Raw genomic sequence first — 26970 nt, 5'->3', positions numbered from 1 at the left:
ATTGTTTTTTCTTGGATTGATGCTATTATTTTTTATGTTTTTTATGCTGAACATTTTAATTTTTTCATTAAGTAACATAAATTTAAATGATTTGTCGCTCTCACCAATTTTAGAAGAGTTATTTGTTTGCTATACACAGATAAAACACTGGCTCCTGACGATACTAACAATTGCCTTGCTATTCTTTTTTGTCTATCAACAACAATTAAATCAACAAGAGATTCAACAAACGCTACAGCAATCACCGAAACGCGCGATTGTTTTTCATCGCATATTTAATAATGTCTTTTTATTTAGCATTGCTTTATTAACCATTTTTTTAACCTTTTTACTATTCCCAATGATCTATCAAACGCTTATTATTAAGATACATAGCTCAATTGCTAGCCAGTCAGAGCTGATTACCGAGCTTTTAGAAAACACTTTAGTTGAAGCTTCTTCTAATCATATAGTAATTCGATTTACTACTATGGAGCAAATTTTTGAACATCTGTTTTATTTCTCACCAGAAAAATGGACTCGAATTTTTGTTAAGAGCTTCCTACATTCGACTATCGTCTTTTCATTCTTAATGATTAGTTTAAATAGTTTAATCACAACGAGCCATCTTATGTGGCTAACCAAACGAAAAAAACCAAGACCCTAATTAAGGGGCTTGGTTTTTTCATTTGTTTCAGAGATATCAACATCAGGGAAATGAATAGTGAAAACTGAGCCTTTTCCAACTTCACTGGTCACTTCAATCCGTCCATTATGTAACAGGACAAGTTGTTGTACAATGGGTAAGCCTAAACCTGACTCCCCAAATTTACGATTTTTACGTGACGGATCTGCCTTATAGTAGCGATCCCAGATATTGACTAAATCAGCTTCTGTCATACCAATACCCGTATCAGCAATCGAGATGATCGTCTCCAGATGGCCTTTTTCAAGGCGAACACGAACTTCACCATTTTCAGTGAATTGTAGCGCATTTTGTAAAATATTCACCATAATTTGAACAAAGCGATCGTAATCAGCAAAGACTTCAATCGGTTCTTGCGTTTCTAAAATAAGCTGATTACCTGAGTTGTCAGCCTTCGCTTGTAATTGAATTAACAGTTGACGCAAGACCTCTGTCCCATCGAATTTTTTTATCACCATTGATATTTGATTGGTACGAATTTTTTCGTAATCGAGGTTCTCACTAACCAAACGAATCAAACGCTCGGTTTCATTTTTCATTAAACGAACCGCATTTTCTTTTTGATTTTCTGGAATCATCTGATGTTGGAAACCTTCTAACAAGCCATTAATCGTTGTTAAAGGGGTACGCATCTCATGTGAAGCATCTGCCATAAACTGCTTACGACGCTCCTCTTGACGATTAATTTCTTCATGTGACTCTTTTAAAGAAATCGTCATTTTGTTAAAGTCTTCGGCTAATTCGTCAAACTCATCGCGATGGTGGACAGGTAAGATACTATCAAAATTCCCATTGGCCACTTCTTTGGTCGCTTTTTTCATTCGATTAATCCGATTGACTTGGAAACTAGCAAAACCATAACTCACAACAATCGCAAAAATCCCAGATAAAGCAAAGCCTTTGAGTAAATTGACGGTAAACTCATCCATTGTATCTTGAATATTTTGAGCTGGCTGCGTCACAATTAAGGCACCAAAAAACCGATTATTCAAATTAAAAGGAACAAAGGCATAAGCCGTCGTTTCTTTTTCACCAAAGATGTTTTTTTCTGAAGTCAGTTGTTGTCGTTCACCTGCTTGTAGCTGTTCCCAAGAATCTCTTGGTAATTGGAACTTAATCGGCACGGCACTTATTTCTGGATATGTGACCTCTCCTTGGTTGTTCACAAAAATAAAGTTCACACCTTGTTGGTTTAACATTGTTTCAGATAAACGTAAGGACTGTGAAATGATTAAATTCCAGTCCGTTAACCCCGAAGTCGTTCCCAATTCTTCAGAAACTTTTGAAATCGCATCGGCATAACCAAACAATTGCCGATAATTATTCGTTTCAATCGATTGCTTGGTTAACTGCGTAAAAGCAACACCCGAAGTAATCAGTGTCACAAAAATTACAAACCAAAAAGCTAATAGTTGTTGATATAAATAACGCATTAGGCAACACCTGAATCGTCAAACTTATAGCCGACTCCCCAGACTGTTTGAATCACTTGTGGACCAACCTTTTCAATTTTTTGACGCAATTTTTTAATATGGGCATCGACTGTCCGTTCATCACCAAAATATTGGTAATCCCACACAAGTTCTAATAATTGCTCTCTTGAAAACACTTGGCGTGGTTTCTTAGCCAACGTATAAAGCAGATCAAATTCCTTTGGTGTCAAACCATCAATTCGTTGATCATCTAAATAAGCTTCACGTGTTTTTGTATTCATCTTAAAGTGATCGGTCTCAATATCAAATGATAAATCATCTTCTTTCGCAGCCATTGATGTTTCAATAATTTCACTGCGGCGATACAAGGCTTTGATTCGAGCAATCAACGTAATCGGGCTAAAGGGTTTTGTCACATAATCATCAGCGCCCATTTCCAATCCAATCACTTGGTCACTTTCTGAATCACGGGCAGTTAGCATAATAATTGGCACCGTTTGAGAAACTTTACGGATTTCTCTAGCAACCATCATGCCATCTAAGCTTGGTAAATTCAAATCAAGTGTAATCATATCCCACTCTTTCGGACTAGCTAAAAAGGTCTCCAAGCCTTCTTTACCATCATAACGAAACGTTGCATCCCAACCTTCGTTTAAAAAAAACATTTGCATCATCTCTGACACGGATTCATTGTCTTCAATCATCAATAATTTCATTTTGTGCACCTCATTTTACTGGTCGTTCTGCTTCTAAGTATACTCGAATTTACAATATCTACCAAGTTTTTCCCCATTTATTTGAAAAAGATTTGCTTTTTCTTCATACCTTCTTGAAAAAAAAGAAAATGCCTTGTAAAAGAGACATTTTCTTCTTTTTATTTTCATTTATGTTTTAACAACTGAAATAAGCTCATAAATTGCCCTCTAAAGGAAGTCAGCTGATCGAAGAGGTCTTCACCATCATTGAGCATTTTGACTGTTACCCAGCCCAGCGCTTCCGTTATCACACTCGCCACCGAGGCATTGACCACTGCGCCAGTAACCGTTCCGACAGCTGGTACAATTTTCATAATATTACCGACAGCACTTTTCCCAAGTCCAACAACAATTAATTCTTTGGACATACTTTTAGCTAAACTTTTGGTCCACGATTGCCCAAATATTTTATGTAAACGAGCCATCATTGTAATTTGAACGGGCACCAACAGTAACGCATCTGAAAACGGGATCGGCGAGCAACCAATAATGGCCGCTGTCAATGATGCCGAATGAATCGTTTGGTGACATTTTTTCCGTGTTTCATCATCGACACCTTCTAAAAATTCATCAAAAACGCCGTTCAATTGCGTTTTGCTTTTCAAAACAATTTCTTCCGCTTGATTCTTGGATTTTTCATACGTATTTGCCACAACATCAGCGGTCTTCTTAGGCATTCGACCGAGCGTTTCTGTAAAAAACGATTCAAACGCTTGTTCCTCTAAGTTCTCTTCCACAATCATTGGTTGTGGCTTTTGCTTCTTTTTCTTCAAAAACATTTTTTTCATTGATGTGCTCCTTTTTCATTTGAAACCATTGATTCCTACTGCTTTTTTTCTCCATTCGAACGAAGCACCTATTCTTACACTTCCTTAAAAAAATGAGTCGCTATCTCTAACATTCGAATCGATTGTTCTCGATAATCACTATAACAGTTATAAATTAAATCTTCCGAGAGCACACCACGATGGAGTCCTTCTGGTAGACGGCCTGAATGATCATCTTCTAAATCGTGCATACGTTGTTCTGAAGTATAATAGTCCATTAATGCTTGAAATCCCGGACGATTTTCCTCGAAAAAATCGAGTAATTGAGAGAGTTCTTTTAATTTCACCTCATACGCATTTAAGGTTTTCTCTTGTTCTACAATATGGCGGTAATCTTCCATTCTTATTCCCTCCCTTTCACAACTTCTTTTATGTACCACTATAAACCGTTAGATGGCTCGGTAAAATCGTGATTGCTAGAGGTAACGCATCTCCCTCGTCCCCATCAATGTTTGTCGTTAATGTTTCGGTGTCATCCACAAGGGAAAGGTTTAATTGTTTGAAAGAGCGGTAACCTATATTTTCATTGGAATCTTGGACCCCTTTTAATAAGTCTGGCACAGCTTTCAAAGTATCCAGTAACGAACGATCTTTCAAATAAACGAGATGTAACACGCCATCATCGACTTTGGCATCAGGTAAGATTTGCTCAAAGCCCCCAATCGAATTGGTTAATCCAACTAAAATTGTACTGCTTTTAATTTCTTCAACTTTCCCATCAATTTCTAAACGAAAATGATGCGATTCTGTATTGAGTAGTTCTTTCATTCCTGAAACAAAATAGGCAAATTTCCCCAGCTTGGTTTTATCTTCACTATCAACATTATTAATCGCTTCAGGAATTGTCCCTACTGCCACAACATTCATGAAATAATCGTTATTTATTTTTCCAATATCAAGTGTTTTTTGTTTCTCCAACGAAAAATTTTCAATCGCTTCTTGTGGATCGAGTGGAATTGCTAAGGCTCGCGCAAGATCGTTCACTGTTCCTAATGGAAAAAAGCCAAACGTTGGACGATCGGCCTGCTCTGCTAGACCACTAACCCCTTCATTAACCGTTCCATCGCCACCCATCACGATTATGCTATCATATTTATTTTGGGCTGCTTCTTTAGCGAATTGTTTTGCATCGCCGCCTTTTTCAGTATGTTTAACGTCGACAGTATCAAATAGACTGACCAATTTTTCTTTGGCTAGCGCTTCGTATTCTTTGGCTTTTTCGCCACCTGAACTCGGATTGACAATTAACATGACTTTTTTCATTTGCTTACGCCTCCAGTAATGGGATTGATTTATCGTTGAATCATTCTTGCTTGTTTTCGTTCATGCATTAAACAGTCTAAAAAATAGACCTCAACTCAATTATACACATTTCTTCATTTAAGAAGGGATTCGACAACTTTTCTCAAACGAATTGAAAAAATTCTTAATAAATAAACGATGTTTGCATTACCTGTTCTTTTGATATTCGTAAGGTTTGATACTTAACGATTATACCCTCCAAAAAGACAAAAAGAAAAAGCCTTTGATATCATAGATACCAAGGGCTTTTTGTTTGTTTTGATTAACGACGGATTTCTTTGATACGAGCTGCTTTTCCGTGTAATGCACGTAAATAGTATAATTTCGCACGACGAACTTTACCATAACGAACAACTTCAATTTGAGCAACACGTGGCGTGTGTAATGGGAATGTACGTTCCACACCAACACCGTTAGAAATTTTACGTACTGTGAAAGTTTCGCTGATTCCAGCGCCACGGCGTTTGATTACAACACCTTCGAAAAGCTGGATACGTTCGCGAGTACCTTCGACAACTTTAGCATGTACGCGTACTGTATCTCCAGGGCGGAATGCAGGGATGTCTGAACGTAGTTGTTCTTGTGTTAATTCTTGAATTAATGGATTCATTTGATTTTCTCCTTATTTCCAAACATTCATAAAGTCAAAAACTTCAGCGGAATATCGTAATAGGTGAGCTTTTACTCACCGGTATATCATAACATATGATCTATCCTCTGTAAAGAGAAAATTCTTGTCATGATGAAAAGATGTTACTCGCTACCACTTTCTTGCTTAATCTCTTCTAACATCTTAACCATTTCAGGGGTCAATTCAATTTTTTCTAACATATCGGGTCGACGTAAATACGTTCGACGAAGCGATTCTTTCAGTTGCCAAGCTTCAATTAATCGGTGATTCCCATTCATTAATACAGCTGGTACTTCCATGCCATTAAAAATGGCCGGTCGTGTATATTGTGGATGTTCCAGTAAGCCCGTCGAATGCGAATCGGTTTGCGCAGAGAGTTTATTTCCTAACACTTCCGGACGCAAACGAACGGTTGCGTCAATCATCACCATTGCACCCAGTTCCCCCCCAGTTAAAACATAATCACCCAATGAGACCTCATCGGTGACCAGACTGCGAATACGCTCATCATAACCTTCATAGTGTCCACAAATAAATACTAAATGCTCTTCTTTTGAAAATTCTTCAGCCATTGCTTGGTTGAATGGTTTCCCCGCTGGATCCAATAATACCACGCGTTTTTTAGTTTCTGGCGATGCGGCTTCAATTTTTTGTAAATTATCATACACCGGTTGAACTTTTAGTAGCATCCCGGCACCACCACCATATGGATAGTCATCGACATTTTGATGTTTATTATCTGAAAAATCGCGAAAATTCGATACGTTCAGTTCGAGTAATCCTTTTTCGCGGGCTTTTCCAATAATCGATTCCCCCATCGGTCCTTCAAACATGCGTGGAAATAATGTTAAGACATCAATTCTCATCGTCAATTAATCCTTCTGGAATTTCTACATGGATTTCTTCTGCATCCAGGTCGACATTTTTAACAACCGATTCAATATATGGTAACAAGATATCTTTCTTGCCTTTTTTCCCAATAACCCAAACATCATTCGCACCCGTTTGGATAATTTCTTTCATCTCACCGAGTAAGACACCCTTTTCATCAAAGACAGGCAGCCCAATAATTTCATAATAATAAAACTCATTTTCTTCTAAATCTGTTAAGTCATGCTCCGATACTTTTAAAATACCATCACGAAAAACCTCAACGTCGTTAATATTGGGATAACCTTCAAACGTTAATAAATCAAAATTTTTATGCTTGCGGTGGTTTGTAATCGTTAATTCTAGCGGCTGCATCCCTTGTTTAAATAATGTTAATTTCGCGCCTTTTTTATAGCGCTCTTCTGGGAAATCTGTTTGAGAAATCACACGTACCTCTCCACGAATTCCATGTGTATTGACAATTTTTCCAACATTTAAATATTCAGTCACAATTCTTCCTCATTTCTTTTCAATTCTTTTTTATTTTATCATGCTTGACCTTGGAATACTAGTTTAGACATAAGTAGGTAATTATTTTTCTATTTAAGGAAAGCATGTTATAATTTAATTACAAGAAGGAGGCGCTTACATCATGTTGACAGAATACAAGAAAATTTTAGTTGCTTTAGATGGATCCCCACAATCAGAAAAGGCTCTGTTAGAATCGATTGAAATTGCTAAAAGGAATGAGGCTACCATTTACTTGGCTTGGGTCATTAATGATTTAGAGTTAACGACAAGTGCTTATTCGTTTGCTAAACTTCTAAACGAAGAAGAAGAATTTGTTAAAGATTTTATGACGAAAAAAGTAGCTGACTTAAAGACAGCTGGGATTACGCACGTGGAGACAATTGTCGAAATTGGTTCCCCTAAACGGAAAATCTCTGTTGACCTTCCAAGCGAATACGGTATTGATTTAATTATCATGGGTTCTACAGGTAAAGGTGCTATTACACAAGCTCTAGTCGGATCAACCACTGCTTATGTCGTAAACCACGCACCTTGTAATGTAATGGTTGTGAAATAACATAAAAAAAGACTACCAATTAAAAAGACAGTTCTTTAAAAGTTTGCTATTTGAATTTTTAAAGAACTGTCGGATAAGGTAGTCTTTTTTTTATTGTATTCTCTTTGAGCAAGAATCTTTAGACTCATTCATTGATTACCTAGAATCCTAAAGTTGGAAAACTCAAATTGATTCGTATGCCCTCATTGCCTTGTATTTTCGTACATCCTCTCTATCTCGTGAATAAACGTAGAAAAAGGACTATGACAAAAGTCATAGCCCTTTTTGATTAAATTCCTAATAATGGACCTGGGTCAATAAATCCAGACCAAATGCCCGTAGCAATCGCAAAGTGTAAGTGAACACCAGTCGAACTACCTGTTGTTCCCATACCGCCAACCGTTGTTCCTTGACCCACACTTTGGCCAGCAGAAACGGCAAAACTACTTAAATGCATGTAATAAGTATAGTAACCATCACCATGATCGATAATTACATGATTTCCAGCACTCGGGTCATAACTTGCTTGAACCACTGTCCCAGCTTTTGATGCAAAGATTGGTGTACCTGAAGAACCAACCATATCAATACCATTATGTAATTCAGAAGCTCCTGAACCAAATGGATCTGTACGCCATGAGAAACGGCTAGAAACAGAAACGTTACTTACAGGCATTCCCCAACCGCTTGATGCAGGCGGTGGTGTTGGTGTTGCTGGTTGTTGTGGTGTATCCGAAACAACCGCGTTATCGCTTGAATTCGTCACTGTGTTATTATTACTTGTTTCCTCTTGTACTACGACTTGTGCTTCAGCTGCTGCCTTAGCTCGCGCAGCTTCTTCTTTTTCATAAGCTGCTTGCGCTGCTGCTGCTCTTGCTTTTTCTTCAGCAATTGCTTTTAATTCTGCTTCACGGCGCTTAATCGCTTCTTGTTTTTGTTTTTCAAACTTTTCTTTTTGTTTCTTTTCAGTCGCAATCATCCCTTGTAACTCATTGATTGCTACTTGTTGGTCTAAACGTGTTGCTGTTAAGTTTTCTTCTTTTTCTGCTAGTACTTTCGCTTGTGCTTCGATCGTCGCTAGGCGCTGTTGCGCTTCTTCAGAAAGTTTTTCTAATTGCTCTTGATCTTCTTTTTGTGTTTCAATGATTTCGTTATTGGCATTGACAATCGTCGTAACGGCCATTGCACGACCTAAAGCTTCGTTTAAAGAATCCGCTGTTAAGACAGCTTCCAAGATATTGTTGCCCGTTTGATTGACTTGCACGTTACGTGCTTGCTCTTCTAATTGTTTGTTACGTTTTTCAATCGCAACTTTCAAATCAGCAATCTCTAAATTAATTTCATTTAGGCGTTCTTCTTCTTTAACCTTTTTTGCAGATGTTTCGGCAATTTCAGCCTCGATTTGGCTAATTTGTGTCTCTAAAGCAATTAATGTATTTTGAGCGGCTTGTTGCTCGCCTTCTAAATTTGAAATTTTTTCAGTTTGTTGTTGAATCTTAGTATCGTACTCATCTGCTTGCACCGTCAAAACAGGTCCAATTAATAATGCAGAACTTAATGTTAGAATTGTTAGTTTTTTTATATTAAACATAGTAACCTCGCAAACTTATTTTTTTCACAATTCTCATTATACATAACTTAGAATAAATATGCGGATTTATTTGAAAATGTAAGCTAAAATTGTTAGATTTAACATAACTGAAATATATCTGTTTTATTTGATACATTTCAATTATAGCGAAAAAGGAGACGATTCGATGATAGAAAAACAGCGAAAAAAAGAGAAATATGACCTCTTACTCTTACAACAAAAAGGTCTGATTGAGGGCGAAAATCATTGGTTAGCTACACTCAGCAACTCCTCTGCACTTCTTAATGAAACCTTACCTGACACCGTTTTTGCGGGTTATTATTTATTTGAAGAGGACGAATTAATTTTAGGTCCTTTCCAAGGGCGTGTGTCATGTACTCGTATCCACTTAGGCAAAGGCGTCTGTGGTGAATCCGCCGCCAAAAGACAAACAATGATCGTCGATGACGTCACACAACATGCCAATTATATTTCATGTGATGCTGCAGCAATGTCTGAAATTGTAGTGCCTATGGTCAAAAATGGCCAGCTAATTGGTGTGCTCGACATCGATAGTAGTCAAATTGGTACATATGATATGATCGACGCAGAATATTTAGAACAATATGTTGAAATTATTTTAACCACTTATCCAAACGAAAAACTTTGACCTTCTTTGATTAAACTTCTTTGAATGTCTCTCAATCTATGCTATAATTCAATCAGTGGCAAACCCCTTTAATTAAGGGGGCGTTACGGATTCGACAGGCATAGTTTGAGCCTGAATTGCGCTTCGTAGGTTACGTCTACGTAAAAACGTTACAGTTAATATAACTGCAAACAATAATAATACTTACGCTTTAGCTGCCTAAAAACAGTTAACGTAGATCCTCCTGTCATCGCCCATGTGCCAGATCAGGGTCCTAACTTAGTGGGATACGCAATTTTTCTTCCGTCTGGAGAAAGTTGAAGAGACAATCAGACTAGCAAGAAGATCAGCCTGTCATTCGGCGGGTTTTCAAGCGAAATTCGAATGGAATTGACTATGAGCGTAGACTTTTAGGTAGCGATATGTTTGGACGCGGGTTCAACTCCCGCCGCCTCCATAAAAAAGACAACAAACGTTGATTTTTCAACATTTGTTGTCTTTTTTTAATGTTTCTTTTTCCACGCATACAAGCGCTTTTCAATATGTCGTAAATCTTGTGTTGAAAAAACTGGACGTATCACTATTACTTCTTTATCCTTCTCAATTGACTCCGCTGGTAATTCTTCCGTTGTTATAATCAAATCGGCTTCTTCCATCTCTTCAGTAAATATCAGGTTGACTCGATTCAAAAAATTATTTTGCAATTGCTTTTTAATTCGCTTAGAGGCCCCATTTGATAAAACTGTCATTAGAAAAACAGAAACGGTCATAGCCATTTTGTCAGGTGAAGTAAAACGTAAGCACAACTCTAAACTTTTTGCATAAAAAAACAAATTATCATTACACTCTAAAGCAAGCGCCATTTCCTTACAAAAGATTTCGAATTTTTTGATAAATACAGGATAATGTGTTTCTATTTCTTGATAATTAATGGGTGAAAAAATTTTTGATAAATCCGAACTAATAAATTGAAAACGTTCTAAGATTGCACTTTTTTGAAACGTCAAACGGACCCAAATTTTCTCTTCGATTGTTAATCTTTCAAAATGTTTCTCATAAAGTTCAATCCATTGACTAGATAAATTTGAAAAGTGATGATTGTGTATTCTTTCTAAATTCAGAAACAACGATAAATCCAAAATATCAAGAGCATACAAACATAACAAGAAGTAATACCATTCATTCAGATCCAAATCAGAAACATGACTTTTTTCAATAATATTTTCATTGAAATAAACATACAAATCAAGTGACTCTAAAAAACTATCATTTTCTTTCGCAATTTGATTAATAAATAACCACAAAGCAATTGTTTCAACCATAATCGGTTTCTTATCTGCATACAATGCGCTAGAAATTTTATGCGCTCTTTCTAAATAAGTTGGATCATTTTGCCAAGGGATATTCGAATAAGTATGATGTACGTGATAAAAAAACAAAAAGAATACAAAACGAATACTAGATTCCTTACCTGTTATTTTTACATTTGTTCCAACTGTCATGCGTAGACCATAGGTAGCGATTGCTTCATTTATTCTTGTAATGATCCGTTTGAGATTTGAAAGACTAATCTCCATTTGTTCACAAATTTCACCCGTATCAACTTGACGATGTAATAATAATTCTTTGAAAATTTCATAGACTGGTGACTTCATAAACAAGAATTCTAACACTCGACCAAAGTTCGCATTGTGTCGAAATAACTTAATACCAAATCGCTTATTCACTTGGAGTGAGATTTCTGATGGTTCATAAACTTTTGCTAGATCTTCTTCGAGTTCTTTGATATATTTTAATACGGTCTGACTTGTGATATTCCCCATCGTTTCAGCAATATCATGACTCGATACGTAGTCTGTTTGTCGATCTAAATAATATAGTAATTCTTTTTTCAATAATACTTCTTTTGAAAAACCGAACATACGCTCACCCTTTTCTTTATGATAGCAGCTCTGATGTCCGACCCCAATTTTTCTGATAGTAATGATTGAGCTTCAAACTCCCTGCTTTATTTCTTATCTCTCACGGATTTCTACCTAAACAACACAATGCCATTTACCAACTTCAACATCAAGTTCCGAATTTTATCTTTTTTACATTTCTCATAGTGATTTATTGAACTTTCTTTTCGATTCTAACTTCAACGATTAAAAAATTCTTCAATCACTCTAGCCATCGACTGCGTTATTATTATAATATATTTTTCTAACATATTAATCAAGCAGTCTTTAGACACTCACAAGATGTTTTCTTCTAAAACACAAAAACCGTCTAACACAACTTGCCAAAACAAGTGATTATAAACGGTTTTTTTGAAAGGCTATTGATTGCCATTTTTCGATGAAAAACATTCTCTTTGTTTGTATCTTTAAAAGACCGACTGCCGATAGATGGGTTCCCAGCAATACTATGATTAAGCTCACCCAAGCATACTGATATGTTGTTAACACTTCATCTAAAGGGGTGAGTAACAGCAATTCAATGAAAGCAGGATGAATAAAGAAGTACATGACACTTAACTGCTTCAAGCGTCTCCCGTCTTTTTGTTTGAACCATTCTGTTCGCATGCTCCAGTTAAATAAAAAGAACGACATCGGAATTAATCCGATTAGAAAATTCTTGTCTACGCCTGGTTTTTTAAAAATAAACCATGCTTCACCACATAAAATCAAAAACGAACCAATCAGTTTAATCCCTTGTCGCTCAGTCACAAAACGATGATTCCGATAATCATATAGTAAATAGCCGATACAAATGAAAATCGGTGTATAAAACAAGCCATTTCGAGTTGTAAACAGCACTTGAGCATAGGTGTCATAAGCATCTGCTATTGATGTTCCACTTAAGTATCCTGCGTATGTTTCAATACTTCCAATTAAAAACAAGAGAAAAGCAAATAAAGTCACACTTAATAGCTGCATCTGTTTACTGCATTGTTTAACTAGCCACGAGCCAAACAAAAAGGCTGGTAAGTACCATAAATGATAGCACATCCCGATATAAAAAATTGCCGCAAAGATACCGACTGGTAAATATGTTTTCGGTAACCCTAATGATCGAAAATACATAAATGCATATGGTAAATAAATTAAACTCCATAGTAAATAACTTTTGATATATTTTTTTATGTATTTTTTTTCGAAATCTTTATTTATACTTGTCTTCCAACGCACAAAAAAAGCTGATGCAATGATAAAAAACGGTACCGCTAATCGACTAATTATATTTTTTTGAATATAATTCCATTCTTCGCTTGGAAAAATCCTTGCACTGTGAAAAGCAATGACCAGTACGGCAAAGAGAAATTGCAACAAACTAATCATGCTGTAATTGATTTTCCGAGTCAATTCACTCTCTCCAGTCTTTATTAGACTAGATCAATCCCTCAAACCAATTCAAAAATCCTTGCCAAACATTTTCAACCAGTTCAAAAAAGGAAGAAAACCAATTTTCTAAGTGAAATGTTCGACTCAATTGATCTAACTGATCTAGAATATCATATTTGAAATACCAAACTCCAAAAACAAGGAGCCCGAGTACAAGTAATCGGATAAAAAATGAGCTTGCTTTAACAATGATGCGCACTAAAACGACTGCCATTATTAAAAGAATAAGTAGTTCCATTAACGTTCCCTCTTTTCGTCTATTTTTTTCATATTAACAGACAATTCAATAGGAAACATGGGTCCTAAGACTTAAAAATAAAAAAAAGTAAAAAAAAAGACGAAACAAATAGTTTGCTTCGTCATATTGTTACTTACCATCAAGAATATTCAGGCGGATCTTTTTCGGACCCTCCGTGCGCACACCGTAAACAATCGTGCGAATTGCTTTTGCTACTCGTCCTTGTTTCCCAATAATACGCCCAATATCTTCCGGCGCAACAGTTAAGTTGTATTCATAGAAATCTTCTGACTCAACGACGTCAAGCTGCACTTGATCGGGATGAGTCACGAGTGGACGAACGATTGTCAAGACTAACTCTTTTAAATCTTTCATGCCCATTCTCCTTATTTCTTAGTGAATTTTGCTTCGTGGTGTTTTTTCATAACGCCTTCTTTAGAAAGGATGTTACGAACAGTATCAGAAGGTTGCGCACCTTTTGATAACCAATCTAGTACTAGATCTTCTTTAATTGTTACTTGAGCTGGATCTGCTACTGGATTGTATGTACCGACTGTTTCGATGAAACGTCCATCACGAGGAGAACGAGAATCAGCTACAACAATACGGTAGAAAGGGTTTCTTTTAGAACCCATACGTTTTAAACGAATTTTAACTGCCATTATACTTACACCTCCATTGGTCTTTAATCACAAGAACTAATATACCAGATATTTAAACAGGTGTAAAGAGTTTTTTCTTTACACCTTCAATTTTTTTAAATAAATTTTCGTGAGCGTCTTGCTTGATATTATCTCGAATTCGTACTAATATAGTTTTATCAACTAGAGGAGGAATTTATTATATGTCTAAAAAAATTGGTTTTATCGTAGGAAGTTTACGTGAGGGGTCGTATAACAAACAAGTTGCAGCAACTTTTGAAAAGTTATTCCCTGAAAATATTGAAGTAGGTTATTTAGAAATTGGTAATTTACCATTTTATAATGAAGATTTGGATACAGAAGGAAATGTCCCACAAGCTTGGACTGATTTCCGTAATGATGCGGCAACATATGATGGCTTTGTGTTCTTTACACCTGAATACAACCGTTCAGTGCCTGCTGTCGTTAAAAATGCACTTGACGTTGGTTCTCGCCCGTATGGCGCAAGTATTTGGGACGGAAAACCGGCATTAGTTGTTTCAGCTTCTATGGGAGCCATCGCTGGATTTGGTGCAAACCACCACTTACGTCAAAGCTTAGTCTTCTTAAATATGCCAACGTTACAACAACCAGAAGCTTACGTGGGTGCAGTACAAAACTTAATCGACGAAAATGGTACATTCAATGAGTCAACAACTGGATTTTTCCAATCGATCATTGACGCTTACGTAGATTTCTTCAACAAATTAACAAAATAATGATACACAAAAACAAGCCATGAGCAATCATGGCTTGTTTTTTTATGAATCAAAGAAAGGCGCCAACCGTCTACTCGAATCAAGTAGCAGTGTTTGAGTGGATTGCCTATTTCTCAGAGTAAAATGACATTAATCACACCTTCTTCTATTTAAAGTTGATCCGTCGCAGCGGTTAATAAAACACCGGATAAATCAAGTGAGTGTTCCCAATACATTAATCCGCGTAAGTTGTTTTCTTTCACGTAGTTCATTTTTTCAGCCATTGAGCGTTCGTTATCATAGGAGATAAACTGTTTGCCATCAAAATAATAAGGGGCTTTCGCTTCCTCATCCCAAAAAATTGCTGCTGGATTTTCCGCTAAAATATCCTTCAATTGATTGTAGTCATAAGTATTATTTCCAAAGCTCCCTGTTTCGACGCCGATTGGTTCAGTTGTTCCAGCTGGAAAATCTGTCCAATAACGGCAATAAAAAGCGGCTCCAATCACAATTTTTTGAGGGTCTACGCCTTTAGCTAATAAATGATTCACTGATTCTTCAGCACTTAAATTTCCTTCTTTTTTAGAATAAGAAAGTAAATTCGTATGATGTCCGGCAACTTGCGTAAAACTACCACGCATATCGTACGTCATCACGTTAACAAAATCTAAATAGTCAAGGTAACGATATTCGCCATCCGGACTCATTGTTTCAAGTAATTCTTGCGCTGCACCGATCGCTGCTGTTAATAAGTACGTTTGACCCGTTTCTTTTGATAATTCATCTAGTGATGCGCGGATTTCTTCAACAAAGTACAAGAAATTTTGTGCATCATCCTCAGATGCGGTAATACCAGCAGTATCCACTCCTGGGTATTCCCAATCTAAATCAATCCCATTAAAATCATATTTTTTCATGTAATTAATTAGGTTCTCGATCAGGACGTCACGATTTTCTTTTGTAGCAACGCCTTCTGAAAAACCACCAGCACCCCATCCCCCAATACTAATACATGTTTGTAAATGAGGATGCTCGCCTTTTAATTCATTAATAATAGAAATCTTCTTTAAATCTCGCACAATTTCTAAACCAATAATATTCGCAAAGGCATAGTTAATAATTGTTAACTGCTCTGCTGGAATCTCCTCTTTTGTCCACTCACGGTTGTCGTCTAAATAAGCGATTACTTCTGTCATATTTACTACCTCTCGTTTCTTATATTTCCTTTAGCATAATGAAATTGACTCGTGCAAACAATGGAGTTTTTTATCTTTTTTCAAAAAAAGCTTGCACTTTTCTAGTGTACTAGGTATATTAGTACACATAAAGTGTAACGCATGAACTAGTACACTTGATCGGTGTATGAAAGGAGATATTATGGTTACGATTGATAAACAAAGCAGCCGTCCTTACTATGAGCAATTGGTTCTTGGAATTAAAGAAGATATCTTACATGGTATTTTAGAACCTGGTGATAAAATCCCTTCGGTTCGTGAAATGGCTAAAGAGCTACTGATGAATCCAAATACAATTAGTAAGGCATACAAAATTTTAGAGACGGAACACGTTTTAGTGACCGTCAAAGGCAAAGGAACCTTTGTCAAACAAGCAGAAAGTGGGCCGAGAGATTTGAGACGCATTCACGAGTTACAACAACAATTTAATGAATTAATTATTGAAGCAAAACATCTACAAGTGACTGAAAAAGAAATTAAACAATGGCTACGAGAGGCAGAGGCCAAGTTAGGAGGCAAAGAAGCATGAAACTAGTCAACATTAGCAAAGTTATTGAACAAAAGGAAATTTTAAAGAATATTGATTTCTCCTTACAGGAAAATGAAATCGTTGGTCTAATCGGACGCAACGGTTCTGGTAAAACGACGCTATTTCGAACAATCTGTGGTCAATACATGTCTGATAGCGGGAGTATTACGATTGACGGAACAGATTTAGCAATTGACCCTTCTAAACGTTCCGAGATTTTTTATATCGATGAAAAAGAAAACTTTTTGAGTTTTTATTCACTGAAAAAGATCAATCAGTTTTACTTGAATGCTTATCCCAAATTTGATCAAGAATTATTCCTAGACTTAATCAATCAACATCAATTGGGGCTGAACTTCTCTTACCGTCGCATGTCTAAAGGAATGCAAGGCCTTTTTCAAATGATTTTAGCGATTTGCTCGAATGCTCGCTACCTCTTACTCGATGAACCTTTTGATGGTTTAGACGTGATTGTTCGGAAACAAGTGATTGGTTTGTTACTCGAAAATATTAGTGAATCCAATCGCACAGCTTTAATCGCCTCGCATAACTTAAATGAATTAGAAGGCATGATTGATCGTGCACTCGTGCTAAAAGGGCATCAAATTACACAAGATTATCAATTAGAGTCTTTGCGTCAAAATGCGAGAAAAATCCAATTCGTCTTTAAGAGTAAAAAAGTACCAGAAATTGTTAAGCAACATTCAAAAGTCATTCAAATGCAAGGTCGTGTCATCACTGCCCTTTTTGAAAATTTTGATACCGAACTTGAAGCACAGATTCAAGCTTTTGAGCCGATTTTATTTGAAGAGTTACCAATTACATTAGAAGATTTATTCGAAGCAAACTTAAGCCAAGAAACGATTTTGGGGGATTAAATGATGGATAAAAATTTGAGAAATATATTTCAGGCACGATATAAAGCAGTTTTATTATTTTTAGTGGTTGGTTTTTTCGCTCTCTATGCGGGTGGAGGATTCTCAACAGTTAAAGGCTGGAATTTCACCTACGATTGGTTGAATTCTGACGAGTTTAAAAATGACTTCAATAATCCTGAAAACAATTATACTAAAGGATACGATGAGGACGGAGAGCTTCTTCCCTACTTAGATATCGAAGAATACCAACTCCGATCCTTGGTACTGTTTAATCCCAGTTATTCATCCGCATATTCAACCCAGACCAATGATAGTAACACTCGTTTCAAACCTGATCAAAGCTATGAAAGAGGTCATGTCTACTGGAGTCAGTTTGCATTCCTATCTCTTCTATTAATTGCACTGTGTCTCTTTTTACTCAGCTTTGCTCTCTTCTTTATTGATTCAAAAACCAATTTCAATGCCTTTCTTTTTTCCTTATCTTACAAGAAAAAAGAAATCTTTCGTGCAAAGCTCTTATATTTGGGTATTCCTGTCATGACGAGTATTGCATTAGGGATTATTATTCATCAAGTAACGATTTACCTATTGATTCCTGATATTTATGTTAATGCAACCCTTGGACAAATGCTCTATTCTGGACTCACACATTGGGTATTTTTACTATTTACTAGTTTAGCTGGTAGTTTTTTAGGTGTTTTACTTGGAAATCTCGTTACTGCTCCTTTGATGATTGGTATCGGAATCCTTTCACTCTCTCAATTGAATCAATTTTCAACTCATTTTCAAGGTCTTCTTGAATCTCTTCATCTTGGAAGCGTCAATCAATTTTTTGAACAGACAATTAGAAGTTATTCGTCAATTGCTATTAATCACTTAGACAAGACTGGCGCTACTTTCCTTGCCTTACTTTTATTATTCGGATTGACGATTTTACTATTCCTCGTTGCTGAAAAAATTTATGAAAATACGTCTCTTGAAAGTAATGGTAAGGTACTCACTGTTCCTCGCTATCGTCGTCGTTTTTTTGTTACTTTAGCGATTTGTACTAGTCTTTATTACACCATTGCTGCGACTGATTTTCTTTTCCATATGGATTATTATGGGTATTTACCATTAGGACAACTGCTATTACTGCCAATCATTTGTACGATTAGCAGTTTCATTGTGACGTACTACGATGAAATCTTTAAATTTTGGAATAAACGTTATTTGGATCGCATGACGAAAAAAATTCAATAATATAAAAACGTTCAAGGTTTGTGATTGACTATCACAGACCTTGAACGTTTTTTGATAAACAAAATGTGAGTGGGTAATTTTCAGAATCTTACTCTTTTTATTTCTTATCTTTTTTGTCAAATAATTCATTGACCTTTTCACTGGCTTCATCAACTAAATGATCCACTTTTTCTTTGATTTTTCCATATTCTTGTTTTAATTTTCCTTTTAACTCTTCTGATTCATCGCCAGTTACTTTACCCTTAACCTCTGTTACTTTACCTTTTAATTCTTCTTTATTTGTCATTCGTTCGTCCTCCTTCTTATTCCTTACCCCTATATGATAACGCTTTCTTATAAAAATAGGAAGCGTTTTGATTACTCACACAAAAAAGGACCTGTGACATAAGTCACGGTCCCTTTTTCTTATACAAACATTCAATCGACAAACGGATGAAAAAAGTCTACTCTTTCGAAAAACTTCACTAAATTCGAACAATTAAAAGCCCAAATGATTCGAATTCTCCTCCGGTTTCTCAGAGCAAAGCGACTTTTATCACACGCCGATTTAGTTAATCATTTACGTTTTTTCTTTTTCTTCTTGTTCTTTTTAACCATTTGGTTCATCGCCATTTTTCCAAGCTTGCCTTTAATCCCTGTTCCAAACATTTGATCCATGCCTGGAATCGCATTTAAGTTCCCTTTGGTCATTTGTTGCATCATTTTTTGTGATTCTTTGAATTGTTTAATCATGCGGTTCACTTCAACGACACTGTTACCTGATCCGGCCGCAATCCGACGACGACGACTTGGACTTAATAAATCTGGATTTTCACGTTCAGCTTTGGTCATGGATAAGACGATTGCTTTTTTACGCGCAACGTCTTTTGGATCAACTTTAAAGTTTTCCATGCCTGGTGCTTGGCTCATACCCGGAATCATTTTTAGTAAATCTTCTAACGGACCCATGTCCATTACTTGATCCAATTGCTCAATAAAGTCATTGAAATCAAACGTATTTTCACGCATTTTCGTTGCTAACTCTTCGGCTTTTTTCTCGTCAAAGTCTTGTTGTGCTTTTTCAATCAAGGTCAGCATGTCACCCATACCTAAAATACGGCTTGACATACGATCAGGATGGAAGACTTCAAGGTCGGTTAATTTTTCCCCAACCCCCGTAAATTTAATCGGTGCGCCCGTAACAGAACGAATCGACAGAGCGGCTCCCCCACGAGTATCCCCATCTAATTTCGTAATCACAACACCGGTAATGCCTAATTGTTGGTTAAAGCTATCGGCCACGTTCACCGCATCTTGTCCGGTCATCGCATCCACTACGAGTAAGATTTCATTTGGCTCAGCAATTGCTTTGATTTGCGCCAGCTCATCCATTAATAATTCATCAATGTGTAAACGTCCGGCCGTATCAATTAAGACATAATCATTATTTTTTTCTTTCGCCAAAGCCATTCCTTGACGGACAATCTCAACTGGACTAACTTCTGTCCCCATATCAAAAACAGGAACGTCTAATTGGCTACCTAAAACTTTTAATTGATCAATCGCAGCTGGACGATAGATGTCTCCTGCAATCATCAATGGGCGTGCTTTTTCTGTTTTGATTAAATGATTCGCTAATTTCCCAGCAAACGTTGTTTTACCGGCCCCTTGCAAACCAACCATCATAATGACTGTTGGGATTTTTGGTGATTTTTGAATCCCTACTGTTTCAGAACCTAATGTCCGAGTTAATTCTTCATCAACAATTTTAACGATTTGTTGTGCCGGTGAAAGACTATCTAAAACTTCGACACCAATTGCTCGTTCACGAACATTTTTAGTAAATTCTTTAACGACTTGTAAGTTAACGTCGGCTTCTAAAAGAGCCAAACGAATCTCACGCATCATTTCTTTAATGTCAGCTTCTGTTACTTTCCCTTTGCGACGTAAGCGTCCCATCGCTTTTTGTAAACGATCGGTTAAATTCTCAAATGCCATTTATTTACTCATTCCTTTATTCATCAATTTCTTGTAACTCTGTTAAAATATTTGCTAAAAAAGTATCTTTTGGATAGTGACCGACTAAATACTCTTCAAAACGTTTCAAAATTTGATCACGTAAAACGTAATCAGAATAAACATGTAATTTACGTTCATAATCTTCTAAAATCTTCTCGGTTCGCTTAATGTTATCATAAACCGCTTGGCGACTAATTTGATACTCTTCTGCAATCTCGCCTAATGAATAATCATCTGCATAATATAATTCCATATAATTCATTTGTTTTTGTGTTAACAAGGTCGCATAACACTCAAAAAGTGCGTTCATTCGATTGGTTTTCTCAACTTCCACTGACTTTCCCCTCCCTTTGTAACCATTGGGTTTCGGAGTAGACTTTGATTCCGTGGTCTAGAAAGTACGCTGTCGCGACTCCCACCCCTTTGACTTTTGTTCCTGAAAAGGTACCGTCATAAATCCATTGACTGCCACATGAAGGGCTCTTCTCTTTTAAAATTAGTGTATCAATTCCTTTTTCTTGGAGTTTTTTTAGTGCAGTCATTGCGCCTTTTTTGAAGGCATCTGTCACATCTACACCTTGATTGGTCAAGACTTTTCCATCTCCATGCCAAACAGAAAATCCATCGCCTCCAACAATTTCAGCCGGATCACGTGGGATTGGCAACCCTCCTAAAACTTCTGGACAAATCATGATGGCCTCTTGTTGTTTGACGAGTTGTTCAATTTCAGCAACACGTTGATCACGTCCATCATAGCGTACAGGGCAACCACCTAAACAAGCACTCACACCAATCATTTTTTCCACCTCGTTTTCTTAACAATCGCTTTTCATTATACCATTTAATTGGCTACTACCATAGTGCTTAAGCGGAATTCATGATAAAATAACGTGACAGGATAAATAAATTTTAAAGGAGCTTCCAATGAAAAAAGTTTTAGTTGTGGATGATGAACCTTCAATTGTCACCTTATTAACTTTCAATTTAGAAAAGGAAGGTTATCAGGTTGCTTCTGCGACAGATGGCCTTGATGGTTTACAGTTGGGATTAAGCGAGTCTTTTGACTTCATTATTTTAGATGTAATGTTACCTTCTCTTGATGGGATTGAAATTATGAAACGCCTCCGTCAAGAAAAAATTGAAACACCTATTTTAATTTTAACTGCTAAAGATGATCCAATTGACCGAATTTTAGGTTTAGAAATTGGGGCGGATGATTATTTAGCCAAACCCTTTAGTCCACGCGAAGTTATTGCTCGGATGAAAGCCATCTTCCGTCGAATGGAACCGCGACGTCAAGAAGAATCCGTTTTATCTGATGGTTCGAACTTATTAATCGTTGGGGAAATTCAAGCGAACTTAGCTACTTATCAAGTAGAGATTGCTGGTACTCCGATTGTGTTAACACCAAAAGAATTTGAATTACTGATTTATTTTATGCGTCGAAAAAATCATGTGGTTGATCGAGATACGTTACTCAACCAAATTTGGAATTTTGATTTTGATGGTCAGACACGGATTGTCGATGTTCATATCAGTCATTTACGCGAGAAAATCGAACCAAATCCAAAAAAACCACAATATCTACTAACCATTCGTGGATTTGGTTATAAATTCCAGGATCCAACAAATGGATAAGAAAAACCGAACACTCTACTTCGGTTGGTTCATCTTGCTCTTACTTGTTTTTTCAATTGGCTGGTTTTTTATGGGGAAATTTTATGATCAACAAGTTCTTTCTCAACAATCTCGCTATTTAGAAGAAAAAGGGGAATTATTTTTACAATTATCCAATCATAAAATGGATGAACTTGAAACGATGATTCATGAGCACCCCGTGGATCCCGGTGAACGCTTAACTGGACTGGATGCTACGGGAAACATTCTTTTTGATACGTATGATAGTAGTCTGCATGGACAACGTTCTGACCGTCCTGAAATCAAAGCTGTTCTTAAAAATCAAACACTCGGCCGTTCGTTGCGTCCGAGTGATACCTTAAAAAAAGAGTTGCTTTATATTGCGATTCCAGTAAAACAAGGCAAAGAATTAATTGGTATTTTACGCATTGCAGAAGCAACGGATTCCTTTTGGCCGGAATCAGCTCAAATGAAACAAGCAATTTTTCTAGTGTACTTCATTTTATGCTGCTTATTCACTTTTGCATTATTCAAAATTATTCGTCAACGAAATCACCCAATTGAAACAATCTTACCTGTTTTAAAACGAATGATTAAAGAACCCGCCCATGCTGAAACCATTATCTCCAATTCCTCACAATGGAACGAACTCTATCAAAGCGTCAATCAATTAAGCGAGGGTGTTAGCCAACGTTACCAAACTTATCAAGCAACTGAAAAACAATTTTATTTTTTACTAGAAGAATTAACGATAGGTGTCTTTTTACTGGATGAGAATCATCGAATTCGCTTTATGAATCAAGCGATGAAGGAACAATTAGCCTACTTTTATGAGCTCCCTGAAAAAGCAGCCTTTGAATCGATTATCTCCGAATCAGAATTGATTCAAATGGTCTATCGATTATCAGAGTCTGTGCCCTTCATCCACCAAGAGATTATCACTCATCAGCAAAATAAACGCCTGGATATTTCACTCAGTTACTTTAATGAAACGCAACAAATTCTCGGTGTTTCGTATGACTTTACCCGCATTCATCAATTAGAAAAAATGCAAAAAGACTTTGTAGGAAATGTTTCTCATGAGCTAAAGACACCGATCACTTCATTTATTGGCTTTACCGAAACCCTACTTGACGGTGCTAAAGACGATCCAGAAACATTAACGACTTTTTTAGAAATCATGCAAAAAGAAGCGTATCGTTTAGAAAAGCTAACACAAGAAATCATTCAATTATCTAAAGGTGATGAAATTACTTATGCTACAGAAACTATCAATGTACATCAATTTTTCTTGCAACTAAGTAATGGCTATCAAACAATCATCAACGAAAAGCAAATCAGCTTAGAAATTAATGGCCCCGATGACTTTGATTTTACAACGAAAATGGCTCTCTTTTATCCTATATGTAAAAACTTACTCGAAAATGCTTTATATTATTCGTTAACCGGTGGCAAAATCTTCATTGATTTTAGTGCTAATCAAGGGCTCCACCTCACCATTCAAGATTTTGGGATTGGGATTAGTCCAGAAGATATCGAACGAATCTATGAGCGCTTTTACCGTGTCGATAAAGCAAGAACACGCAATACTGGTGGCTCGGGTATTGGACTTGCGATTGTCAAAGATTCTGTTGAAACATTAGGTGGAACGATTACACTCGATAGTCACTTGGGTGTTGGCACAACATTTACCGTCGAACTCCCTTTATTATCATAAAATTAAATCAATCATCAAAAGGAATCGTGAACTTCTGTCGTCACGATTCCTTTTGATTGTTCAACTTTATAAACTTCAATTAACAATCCAGTTATTTAACGATATCACCATGCTATTCTTTTAGGTTATAAGCATCTTTTAAGGCGTGCGGGAACTATAGCTAGTCACCATTAAGGGCTTTTTCGAGAATACTCATGTGTGTTCAAATCCTATCGATCTTATCAGCGTAAAGTCAGAAATGAGACCTAACTCACTTATTTTTTATAACAAAAAAATATATAACACGGAGGTTTTTATGACAACACCCAACGGATTGGAATGGATTTTTAACACGGAAACTGAAAAATACGAAAAAATGCGTCCGGATTACGTTTCGGAATTAAATCTGTTATAGATGATTTCGATGGACAAATAACACTTTACGATACCAGTGATTTGCAATTAGCTAGTTAAATAAAAACAGATAAACAGGGAATCTGCTTCATGATGGCGGATTCCCTGTTTATCTGTTTTCTATAAATATTCTTGTCGTAATAATTTACACCAAGAATAACCTTTATTTCACGGTGCCGTCTGCGGCTCTTTCGACTTTCATATCGGTGATTGCGATGTAACCTAAGTCATTGACAATCTCTTTTTGCACATCATCTGATAATAAATAATCTAAGAAGACTTGAACTTCTGGTGTCGGTTCACCTTTTGTGTATGCGTGTTGGTAAGACCAGATTTTCCAATCATTTGTTTGAATCGCTTCAATTGATGGTTCTACGCCGTCTAGTGATAAGACTTGTAGTGAGTCATCTAAGTAAGATAGGGCTAGGTAACTAATAGCACCTGGAGTTTCAGCGACAATTTTCTTAACTGTTCCTGAAGAATCTTGTTCTTGTGATTGGATACCGACTTCGCCATTTAAACCAAATTGTTCAAAAGTTGCGCGTGTTCCACTACCAGAAGCGCGGTTTACGACTAAGATTTCTTGATCCGCACCGCCAACTTCTTTCCAGTTCGTTACTTTCCCTGTAAAGATATCAATTAATTGTGCTTGTGTTAAATTCGTTACGCCGACTTCTTTATGAACAACGGGAGCCATTCCAACGACCGCTATTAAATGATCGACCAATTCTGTTGCTACAATTCCCTCTTTTTCTTCAGCAAAGACATCTGAATTCCCAATAGTTACGCTACCTGTAGAGACTTGACTCAAACCTGTTCCACTTCCGCCACCTTGAACGGAAATTTCATAGTTTGGATTGTCTGCTTGAAACTTGATGGCTGCACTATCGACCAATGGTTGTAATGCCGTTGATCCAACCGCAACAATTTTTACTTGCTCATTGGTTTTATTTGATGTATCTGAACTTCCTTGACTACCTTCTGTCTTTCCATTACTTGCGCACCCTGCTGCTAATGCTGCAATTGCGAATAAAAACAAACCTATTTTTTTCATGTGAATTTCTTCCTCCTTCTTAACTACAAACCTAGTTTATCAATCGTCTGTAAACATTCGTTAGATTCAGTGTTAAGATTCACACGCAGAGTGTAAAGATAATGTAAAGATTCAGATAGAAAGCGCTTTACAATCAATCAAATAAAAAGAGGCTTGATTTTTACTCAATCAGTCCTCTTTTTATTTGATTTACGCTATTGTTGATTCCATATAATTTGCTAAACGCTTCATTGCTTCTTCTAGTTGTTCAGAACTTGCGGCATAACTAATACGGATGTAACCTTCACCTGCTTGGCCAAAAGCAATTCCCGGAATGACTGCGAGTTGAACTTTTTCTGCAACATCGACACAAAATGCCATGGAGTCTTGCTCTTTATTTGCTGGTATTTTAGCAAATATATAGAAGGCTCCCGATGGCTTTGCCACTTCAAAGCCCATTTCAGTCATTTTGTTATAAACAAAATCACGACGAACTTTGTATTCTTGTTTTACTTTTTGTCCTTCATCAATGCTTGTCGTTAAAGCAACATATGCAGCTTTTTGAGAAATCGTACTCGCTGCGGTCACCAAGTATTGGTGGACTTTGATGATTTCTTTCGTTAATTCTTGAGGAGCGAAAATAAAACCAATCCGCCAACCAGTCATCGCATGTGATTTTGATAATCCATTAATTAAGATCGTTTGTTCTGGAATAAATTCAGCAATCGATGTATGCGTACCATCATAAATCAATTCACTGTATATCTCATCGCTAATCACAAAAACATTGTATTTTTTTAAAACATCTGCTAACGCTTTGACTTCTTCACGTGAATACGTTACGCCAGTTGGATTACTTGGATAATTTAAAACAACTGCTTTAACAGCTTCACCGTGTCCTGTTAGCGTCGATTCTAATAATTCTGGTGTTAAGACAAAGCCATCATGACTTGTGTCCATATTAACCATTTCAGCATTCGCTAGCGTAATGACCGGCGCATAACCTGGGTAAACTGGCGATGGCAACAAGACTTTATCACCTGGCTCTAAGATACTCAATAACGCCGCCGAGATTGCTTCCGTACCACCAACTGTAACGATTGCTTCGGTTTGCCAGTCATACTCAAGTTGGTATTTTTTCTTAATAAAGGCACAGGCTGCTTCCCTTACTTCAGGTAAACCTGCCATCCCTGTATAGTGGCTGAAATTTTGCTCGATAGCTTCAATCCCTGCCGCTTTAACTGCTTCTGGTGTATTAAAATCGGGCTCACCTAATGTTAGTCTCAAAATATTTGGGATACTTGAAACGCGTTCATCAAATTGACGAATTAGGGAAACCGCAATTTGATTGACTTGCGGATTAAAACGTTGTTGTAATTTATTCATCTATGAGTCCTCCAAAAAGTTAATTGTTGTTATCTTACCACAAATAGACAGACTATTGCGAATTTTTTCAATTTTAAACAAAAAAAGAGTTCAGACAACTGACAATTGATGTCATTTATCGACTCTTTGTT

30 protein-coding genes and 1 other RNA gene are annotated in these 26970 nt (G+C 36.7%); 10 read left to right on the top strand and 21 right to left on the bottom strand.

Going from position 1 to position 26970, the window contains the following annotated elements:
• Nucleotides 1–43: 43 nt before the first annotated feature.
• The gene (locus IEV09_RS07955; RefSeq protein WP_188367756.1) at nucleotides 44–646 is read left to right on the top strand and encodes a hypothetical protein; all 603 of its coding nucleotides are present in this window, start codon (nucleotides 44–46) and stop codon (nucleotides 644–646) included.
• On the opposite strand, the gene IEV09_RS07950 is transcribed toward IEV09_RS07955, so the two are convergent.
• The 8 genes from IEV09_RS07950 to rimM form a co-directional block, all read right to left on the bottom strand.
• Complete coding sequence (locus tag IEV09_RS07950; RefSeq protein ID WP_188367755.1) at nucleotides 643–2118, bottom strand: ATP-binding protein; 1476 nt, start codon at nucleotides 2116–2118, stop codon at nucleotides 643–645. The two genes, IEV09_RS07955 and IEV09_RS07950, sit on opposite strands and share 4 nt — an antisense overlap.
• Nucleotides 2118–2834: a winged helix-turn-helix domain-containing protein gene (locus IEV09_RS07945; protein WP_188367754.1), complete on the bottom strand. Its 717-nt coding sequence runs from the start codon at nucleotides 2832–2834 to the stop codon at nucleotides 2118–2120. Before IEV09_RS07945 ends, IEV09_RS07950 begins: the two co-directional genes overlap by 1 nt.
• A 164-nt stretch (nucleotides 2835–2998) precedes the next feature.
• Nucleotides 2999–3661 (bottom strand): YcjF family protein, encoded by a 663-nt coding sequence (locus IEV09_RS07940; RefSeq protein WP_188367753.1) that lies wholly within the window; start codon nucleotides 3659–3661, stop codon nucleotides 2999–3001.
• A 74-nt stretch (nucleotides 3662–3735) separates the two neighbouring features.
• Nucleotides 3736–4041 (bottom strand): DUF4298 domain-containing protein, encoded by a 306-nt coding sequence (locus tag IEV09_RS07935; RefSeq protein WP_188367752.1) that lies wholly within the window; start codon nucleotides 4039–4041, stop codon nucleotides 3736–3738.
• Nucleotides 4042–4069: 28 nt separating this feature from the next.
• Nucleotides 4070–4963, bottom strand: a complete 894-nt coding sequence (locus tag IEV09_RS07930) for a diacylglycerol/lipid kinase family protein (RefSeq protein ID WP_188367751.1) — start codon at nucleotides 4961–4963, stop codon at nucleotides 4070–4072.
• A gap of 301 nt (nucleotides 4964–5264) precedes the next feature.
• Complete coding sequence (rplS, locus tag IEV09_RS07925) at nucleotides 5265–5612, bottom strand: 50S ribosomal protein L19 (protein ID WP_188367750.1); 348 nt, start codon at nucleotides 5610–5612, stop codon at nucleotides 5265–5267.
• A 143-nt stretch (nucleotides 5613–5755) separates the two neighbouring features.
• A complete protein-coding gene (trmD, locus tag IEV09_RS07920; protein WP_188367781.1) occupies nucleotides 5756–6499 on the bottom strand; it encodes a tRNA (guanosine(37)-N1)-methyltransferase TrmD in 744 nt (247 codons plus the stop codon).
• A complete protein-coding gene (gene rimM, locus IEV09_RS07915) occupies nucleotides 6489–7013 on the bottom strand; it encodes a ribosome maturation factor RimM (protein ID WP_188367749.1) in 525 nt (174 codons plus the stop codon). The genes trmD and rimM overlap by 11 nt, the downstream gene beginning before the upstream one ends.
• 142 nt (nucleotides 7014–7155) lie before the next feature.
• Between rimM and IEV09_RS07910 the strand changes: the two genes are divergently transcribed.
• On the top strand, nucleotides 7156–7590 hold the full coding sequence (locus tag IEV09_RS07910; RefSeq protein WP_188367748.1) for a universal stress protein: 435 nt from the start codon (nucleotides 7156–7158) through the stop codon (nucleotides 7588–7590).
• Nucleotides 7591–7858: 268 nt separating this feature from the next.
• On the opposite strand, the gene IEV09_RS07905 is transcribed toward IEV09_RS07910, so the two are convergent.
• Complete coding sequence (locus IEV09_RS07905; RefSeq protein ID WP_188367747.1) at nucleotides 7859–9160, bottom strand: murein hydrolase activator EnvC family protein; 1302 nt, start codon at nucleotides 9158–9160, stop codon at nucleotides 7859–7861.
• 166 nt (nucleotides 9161–9326) lie between these two features.
• Here IEV09_RS07905 and msrC point away from each other — a divergent pair, with 166 nt between their 5' ends.
• On the top strand, nucleotides 9327–9809 hold the full coding sequence (msrC, locus tag IEV09_RS07900) for a free L-methionine (R)-S-oxide reductase MsrC (RefSeq protein WP_188367746.1): 483 nt from the start codon (nucleotides 9327–9329) through the stop codon (nucleotides 9807–9809).
• A gap of 76 nt (nucleotides 9810–9885) precedes the next feature.
• Nucleotides 9886–10248, top strand: a transfer-messenger RNA (tmRNA) gene (gene ssrA / locus IEV09_RS07895).
• A 43-nt stretch (nucleotides 10249–10291) separates the two neighbouring features.
• Here the strand turns inward: ssrA and IEV09_RS07890 are convergent.
• The 5 genes from IEV09_RS07890 to rpsP all read right to left on the bottom strand — a co-directional run bounded on the left by IEV09_RS07890 (nucleotide 10292) and on the right by rpsP (nucleotide 14074).
• The gene (locus IEV09_RS07890; protein WP_188367745.1) at nucleotides 10292–11710 is read right to left on the bottom strand and encodes a helix-turn-helix domain-containing protein; all 1419 of its coding nucleotides are present in this window, start codon (nucleotides 11708–11710) and stop codon (nucleotides 10292–10294) included.
• A 375-nt stretch (nucleotides 11711–12085) separates the two neighbouring features.
• Nucleotides 12086–13135: an acyltransferase family protein gene (locus tag IEV09_RS07885; RefSeq protein WP_188367744.1), complete on the bottom strand. Its 1050-nt coding sequence runs from the start codon at nucleotides 13133–13135 to the stop codon at nucleotides 12086–12088.
• Between the two features lie 25 nt (nucleotides 13136–13160).
• Nucleotides 13161–13412, bottom strand: coding sequence for a hypothetical protein (locus tag IEV09_RS07880; RefSeq protein WP_188367743.1), 252 nt, complete (start codon nucleotides 13410–13412; stop codon nucleotides 13161–13163).
• A gap of 129 nt (nucleotides 13413–13541) precedes the next feature.
• Nucleotides 13542–13787, bottom strand: a complete 246-nt coding sequence (locus tag IEV09_RS07875) for a KH domain-containing protein (RefSeq protein ID WP_188367742.1) — start codon at nucleotides 13785–13787, stop codon at nucleotides 13542–13544.
• An 11-nt stretch (nucleotides 13788–13798) separates the two neighbouring features.
• On the bottom strand, nucleotides 13799–14074 hold the full coding sequence (gene rpsP, locus IEV09_RS07870; protein WP_188367741.1) for a 30S ribosomal protein S16: 276 nt from the start codon (nucleotides 14072–14074) through the stop codon (nucleotides 13799–13801).
• 182 nt (nucleotides 14075–14256) lie between these two features.
• Between rpsP and IEV09_RS07865 the strand changes: the two genes are divergently transcribed.
• Complete coding sequence (locus IEV09_RS07865; protein WP_188367740.1) at nucleotides 14257–14811, top strand: NADPH-dependent FMN reductase; 555 nt, start codon at nucleotides 14257–14259, stop codon at nucleotides 14809–14811.
• A 149-nt stretch (nucleotides 14812–14960) separates the two neighbouring features.
• Here the strand turns inward: IEV09_RS07865 and IEV09_RS07860 are convergent, their stop codons facing one another.
• Nucleotides 14961–15986 carry a glycoside hydrolase family 18 protein gene (locus IEV09_RS07860; RefSeq protein ID WP_188367739.1) on the bottom strand — a complete coding sequence of 342 codons (1026 nt, stop codon included), beginning with the start codon at nucleotides 15984–15986 and terminating at the stop codon, nucleotides 14961–14963.
• A gap of 181 nt (nucleotides 15987–16167) precedes the next feature.
• Here IEV09_RS07860 and IEV09_RS07855 point away from each other — a divergent pair, with 181 nt between their 5' ends.
• From IEV09_RS07855 to IEV09_RS07845, 3 genes are read left to right on the top strand one after another with little or no spacing between them, the layout of a single operon-like run.
• Nucleotides 16168–16554, top strand: coding sequence for a GntR family transcriptional regulator (locus tag IEV09_RS07855; protein ID WP_188367738.1), 387 nt, complete (start codon nucleotides 16168–16170; stop codon nucleotides 16552–16554).
• Nucleotides 16551–17432: an ATP-binding cassette domain-containing protein gene (locus IEV09_RS07850; RefSeq protein ID WP_188367737.1), complete on the top strand. Its 882-nt coding sequence runs from the start codon at nucleotides 16551–16553 to the stop codon at nucleotides 17430–17432. The genes IEV09_RS07855 and IEV09_RS07850 overlap by 4 nt, the downstream gene beginning before the upstream one ends.
• A 3-nt stretch (nucleotides 17433–17435) precedes the next feature.
• Entirely contained in the window at nucleotides 17436–18674 is a 1239-nt protein-coding gene (locus tag IEV09_RS07845) for a hypothetical protein (protein WP_188367736.1), read from the top strand.
• A 97-nt stretch (nucleotides 18675–18771) separates the two neighbouring features.
• Here the strand turns inward: IEV09_RS07845 and IEV09_RS07840 are convergent, their stop codons facing one another.
• The 4 genes from IEV09_RS07840 to IEV09_RS07825 form a co-directional block, all read right to left on the bottom strand.
• Nucleotides 18772–18960 (bottom strand): CsbD family protein, encoded by a 189-nt coding sequence (locus IEV09_RS07840; RefSeq protein WP_188367735.1) that lies wholly within the window; start codon nucleotides 18958–18960, stop codon nucleotides 18772–18774.
• Nucleotides 18961–19229: 269 nt separating this feature from the next.
• Nucleotides 19230–20651, bottom strand: a complete 1422-nt coding sequence (gene ffh, locus IEV09_RS07835; RefSeq protein ID WP_188367734.1) for a signal recognition particle protein — start codon at nucleotides 20649–20651, stop codon at nucleotides 19230–19232.
• A gap of 16 nt (nucleotides 20652–20667) precedes the next feature.
• Nucleotides 20668–21006, bottom strand: coding sequence for a putative DNA-binding protein (locus IEV09_RS07830; protein WP_188367733.1), 339 nt, complete (start codon nucleotides 21004–21006; stop codon nucleotides 20668–20670).
• On the bottom strand, nucleotides 20996–21469 hold the full coding sequence (locus IEV09_RS07825; RefSeq protein WP_188367732.1) for a 2-thiouracil desulfurase family protein: 474 nt from the start codon (nucleotides 21467–21469) through the stop codon (nucleotides 20996–20998). Before IEV09_RS07825 ends, IEV09_RS07830 begins: the two co-directional genes overlap by 11 nt.
• 127 nt (nucleotides 21470–21596) lie before the next feature.
• Here IEV09_RS07825 and IEV09_RS07820 point away from each other — a divergent pair, with 127 nt between their 5' ends.
• Both IEV09_RS07820 and IEV09_RS07815 read left to right on the top strand, forming a co-directional pair.
• Nucleotides 21597–22310 (top strand): response regulator transcription factor, encoded by a 714-nt coding sequence (locus tag IEV09_RS07820; RefSeq protein ID WP_188367731.1) that lies wholly within the window; start codon nucleotides 21597–21599, stop codon nucleotides 22308–22310.
• Nucleotides 22303–24027, top strand: coding sequence for a sensor histidine kinase (locus IEV09_RS07815; RefSeq protein ID WP_188367730.1), 1725 nt, complete (start codon nucleotides 22303–22305; stop codon nucleotides 24025–24027). Before IEV09_RS07820 ends, IEV09_RS07815 begins: the two co-directional genes overlap by 8 nt.
• 556 nt (nucleotides 24028–24583) lie before the next feature.
• On the opposite strand, the gene IEV09_RS07810 is transcribed toward IEV09_RS07815, so the two are convergent.
• Both IEV09_RS07810 and IEV09_RS07805 read right to left on the bottom strand, forming a co-directional pair.
• Nucleotides 24584–25474: a phosphate ABC transporter substrate-binding protein gene (locus tag IEV09_RS07810; RefSeq protein ID WP_188367729.1), complete on the bottom strand. Its 891-nt coding sequence runs from the start codon at nucleotides 25472–25474 to the stop codon at nucleotides 24584–24586.
• 189 nt (nucleotides 25475–25663) lie between these two features.
• Complete coding sequence (locus IEV09_RS07805; RefSeq protein WP_188367728.1) at nucleotides 25664–26839, bottom strand: pyridoxal phosphate-dependent aminotransferase; 1176 nt, start codon at nucleotides 26837–26839, stop codon at nucleotides 25664–25666.
• Between the last annotated feature and the right edge of the window lie 131 nt (nucleotides 26840–26970).

Origin of the sequence: Enterococcus alcedinis (assembly GCF_014635985.1) — a bacterium.
Taxonomy (GTDB): domain Bacteria; phylum Bacillota; class Bacilli; order Lactobacillales; family Enterococcaceae; genus Enterococcus_I; species Enterococcus_I alcedinis.
Note: the sequence above shows the minus strand (reverse complement) of the source record. Positions and strands in the feature narration are given on the sequence as shown.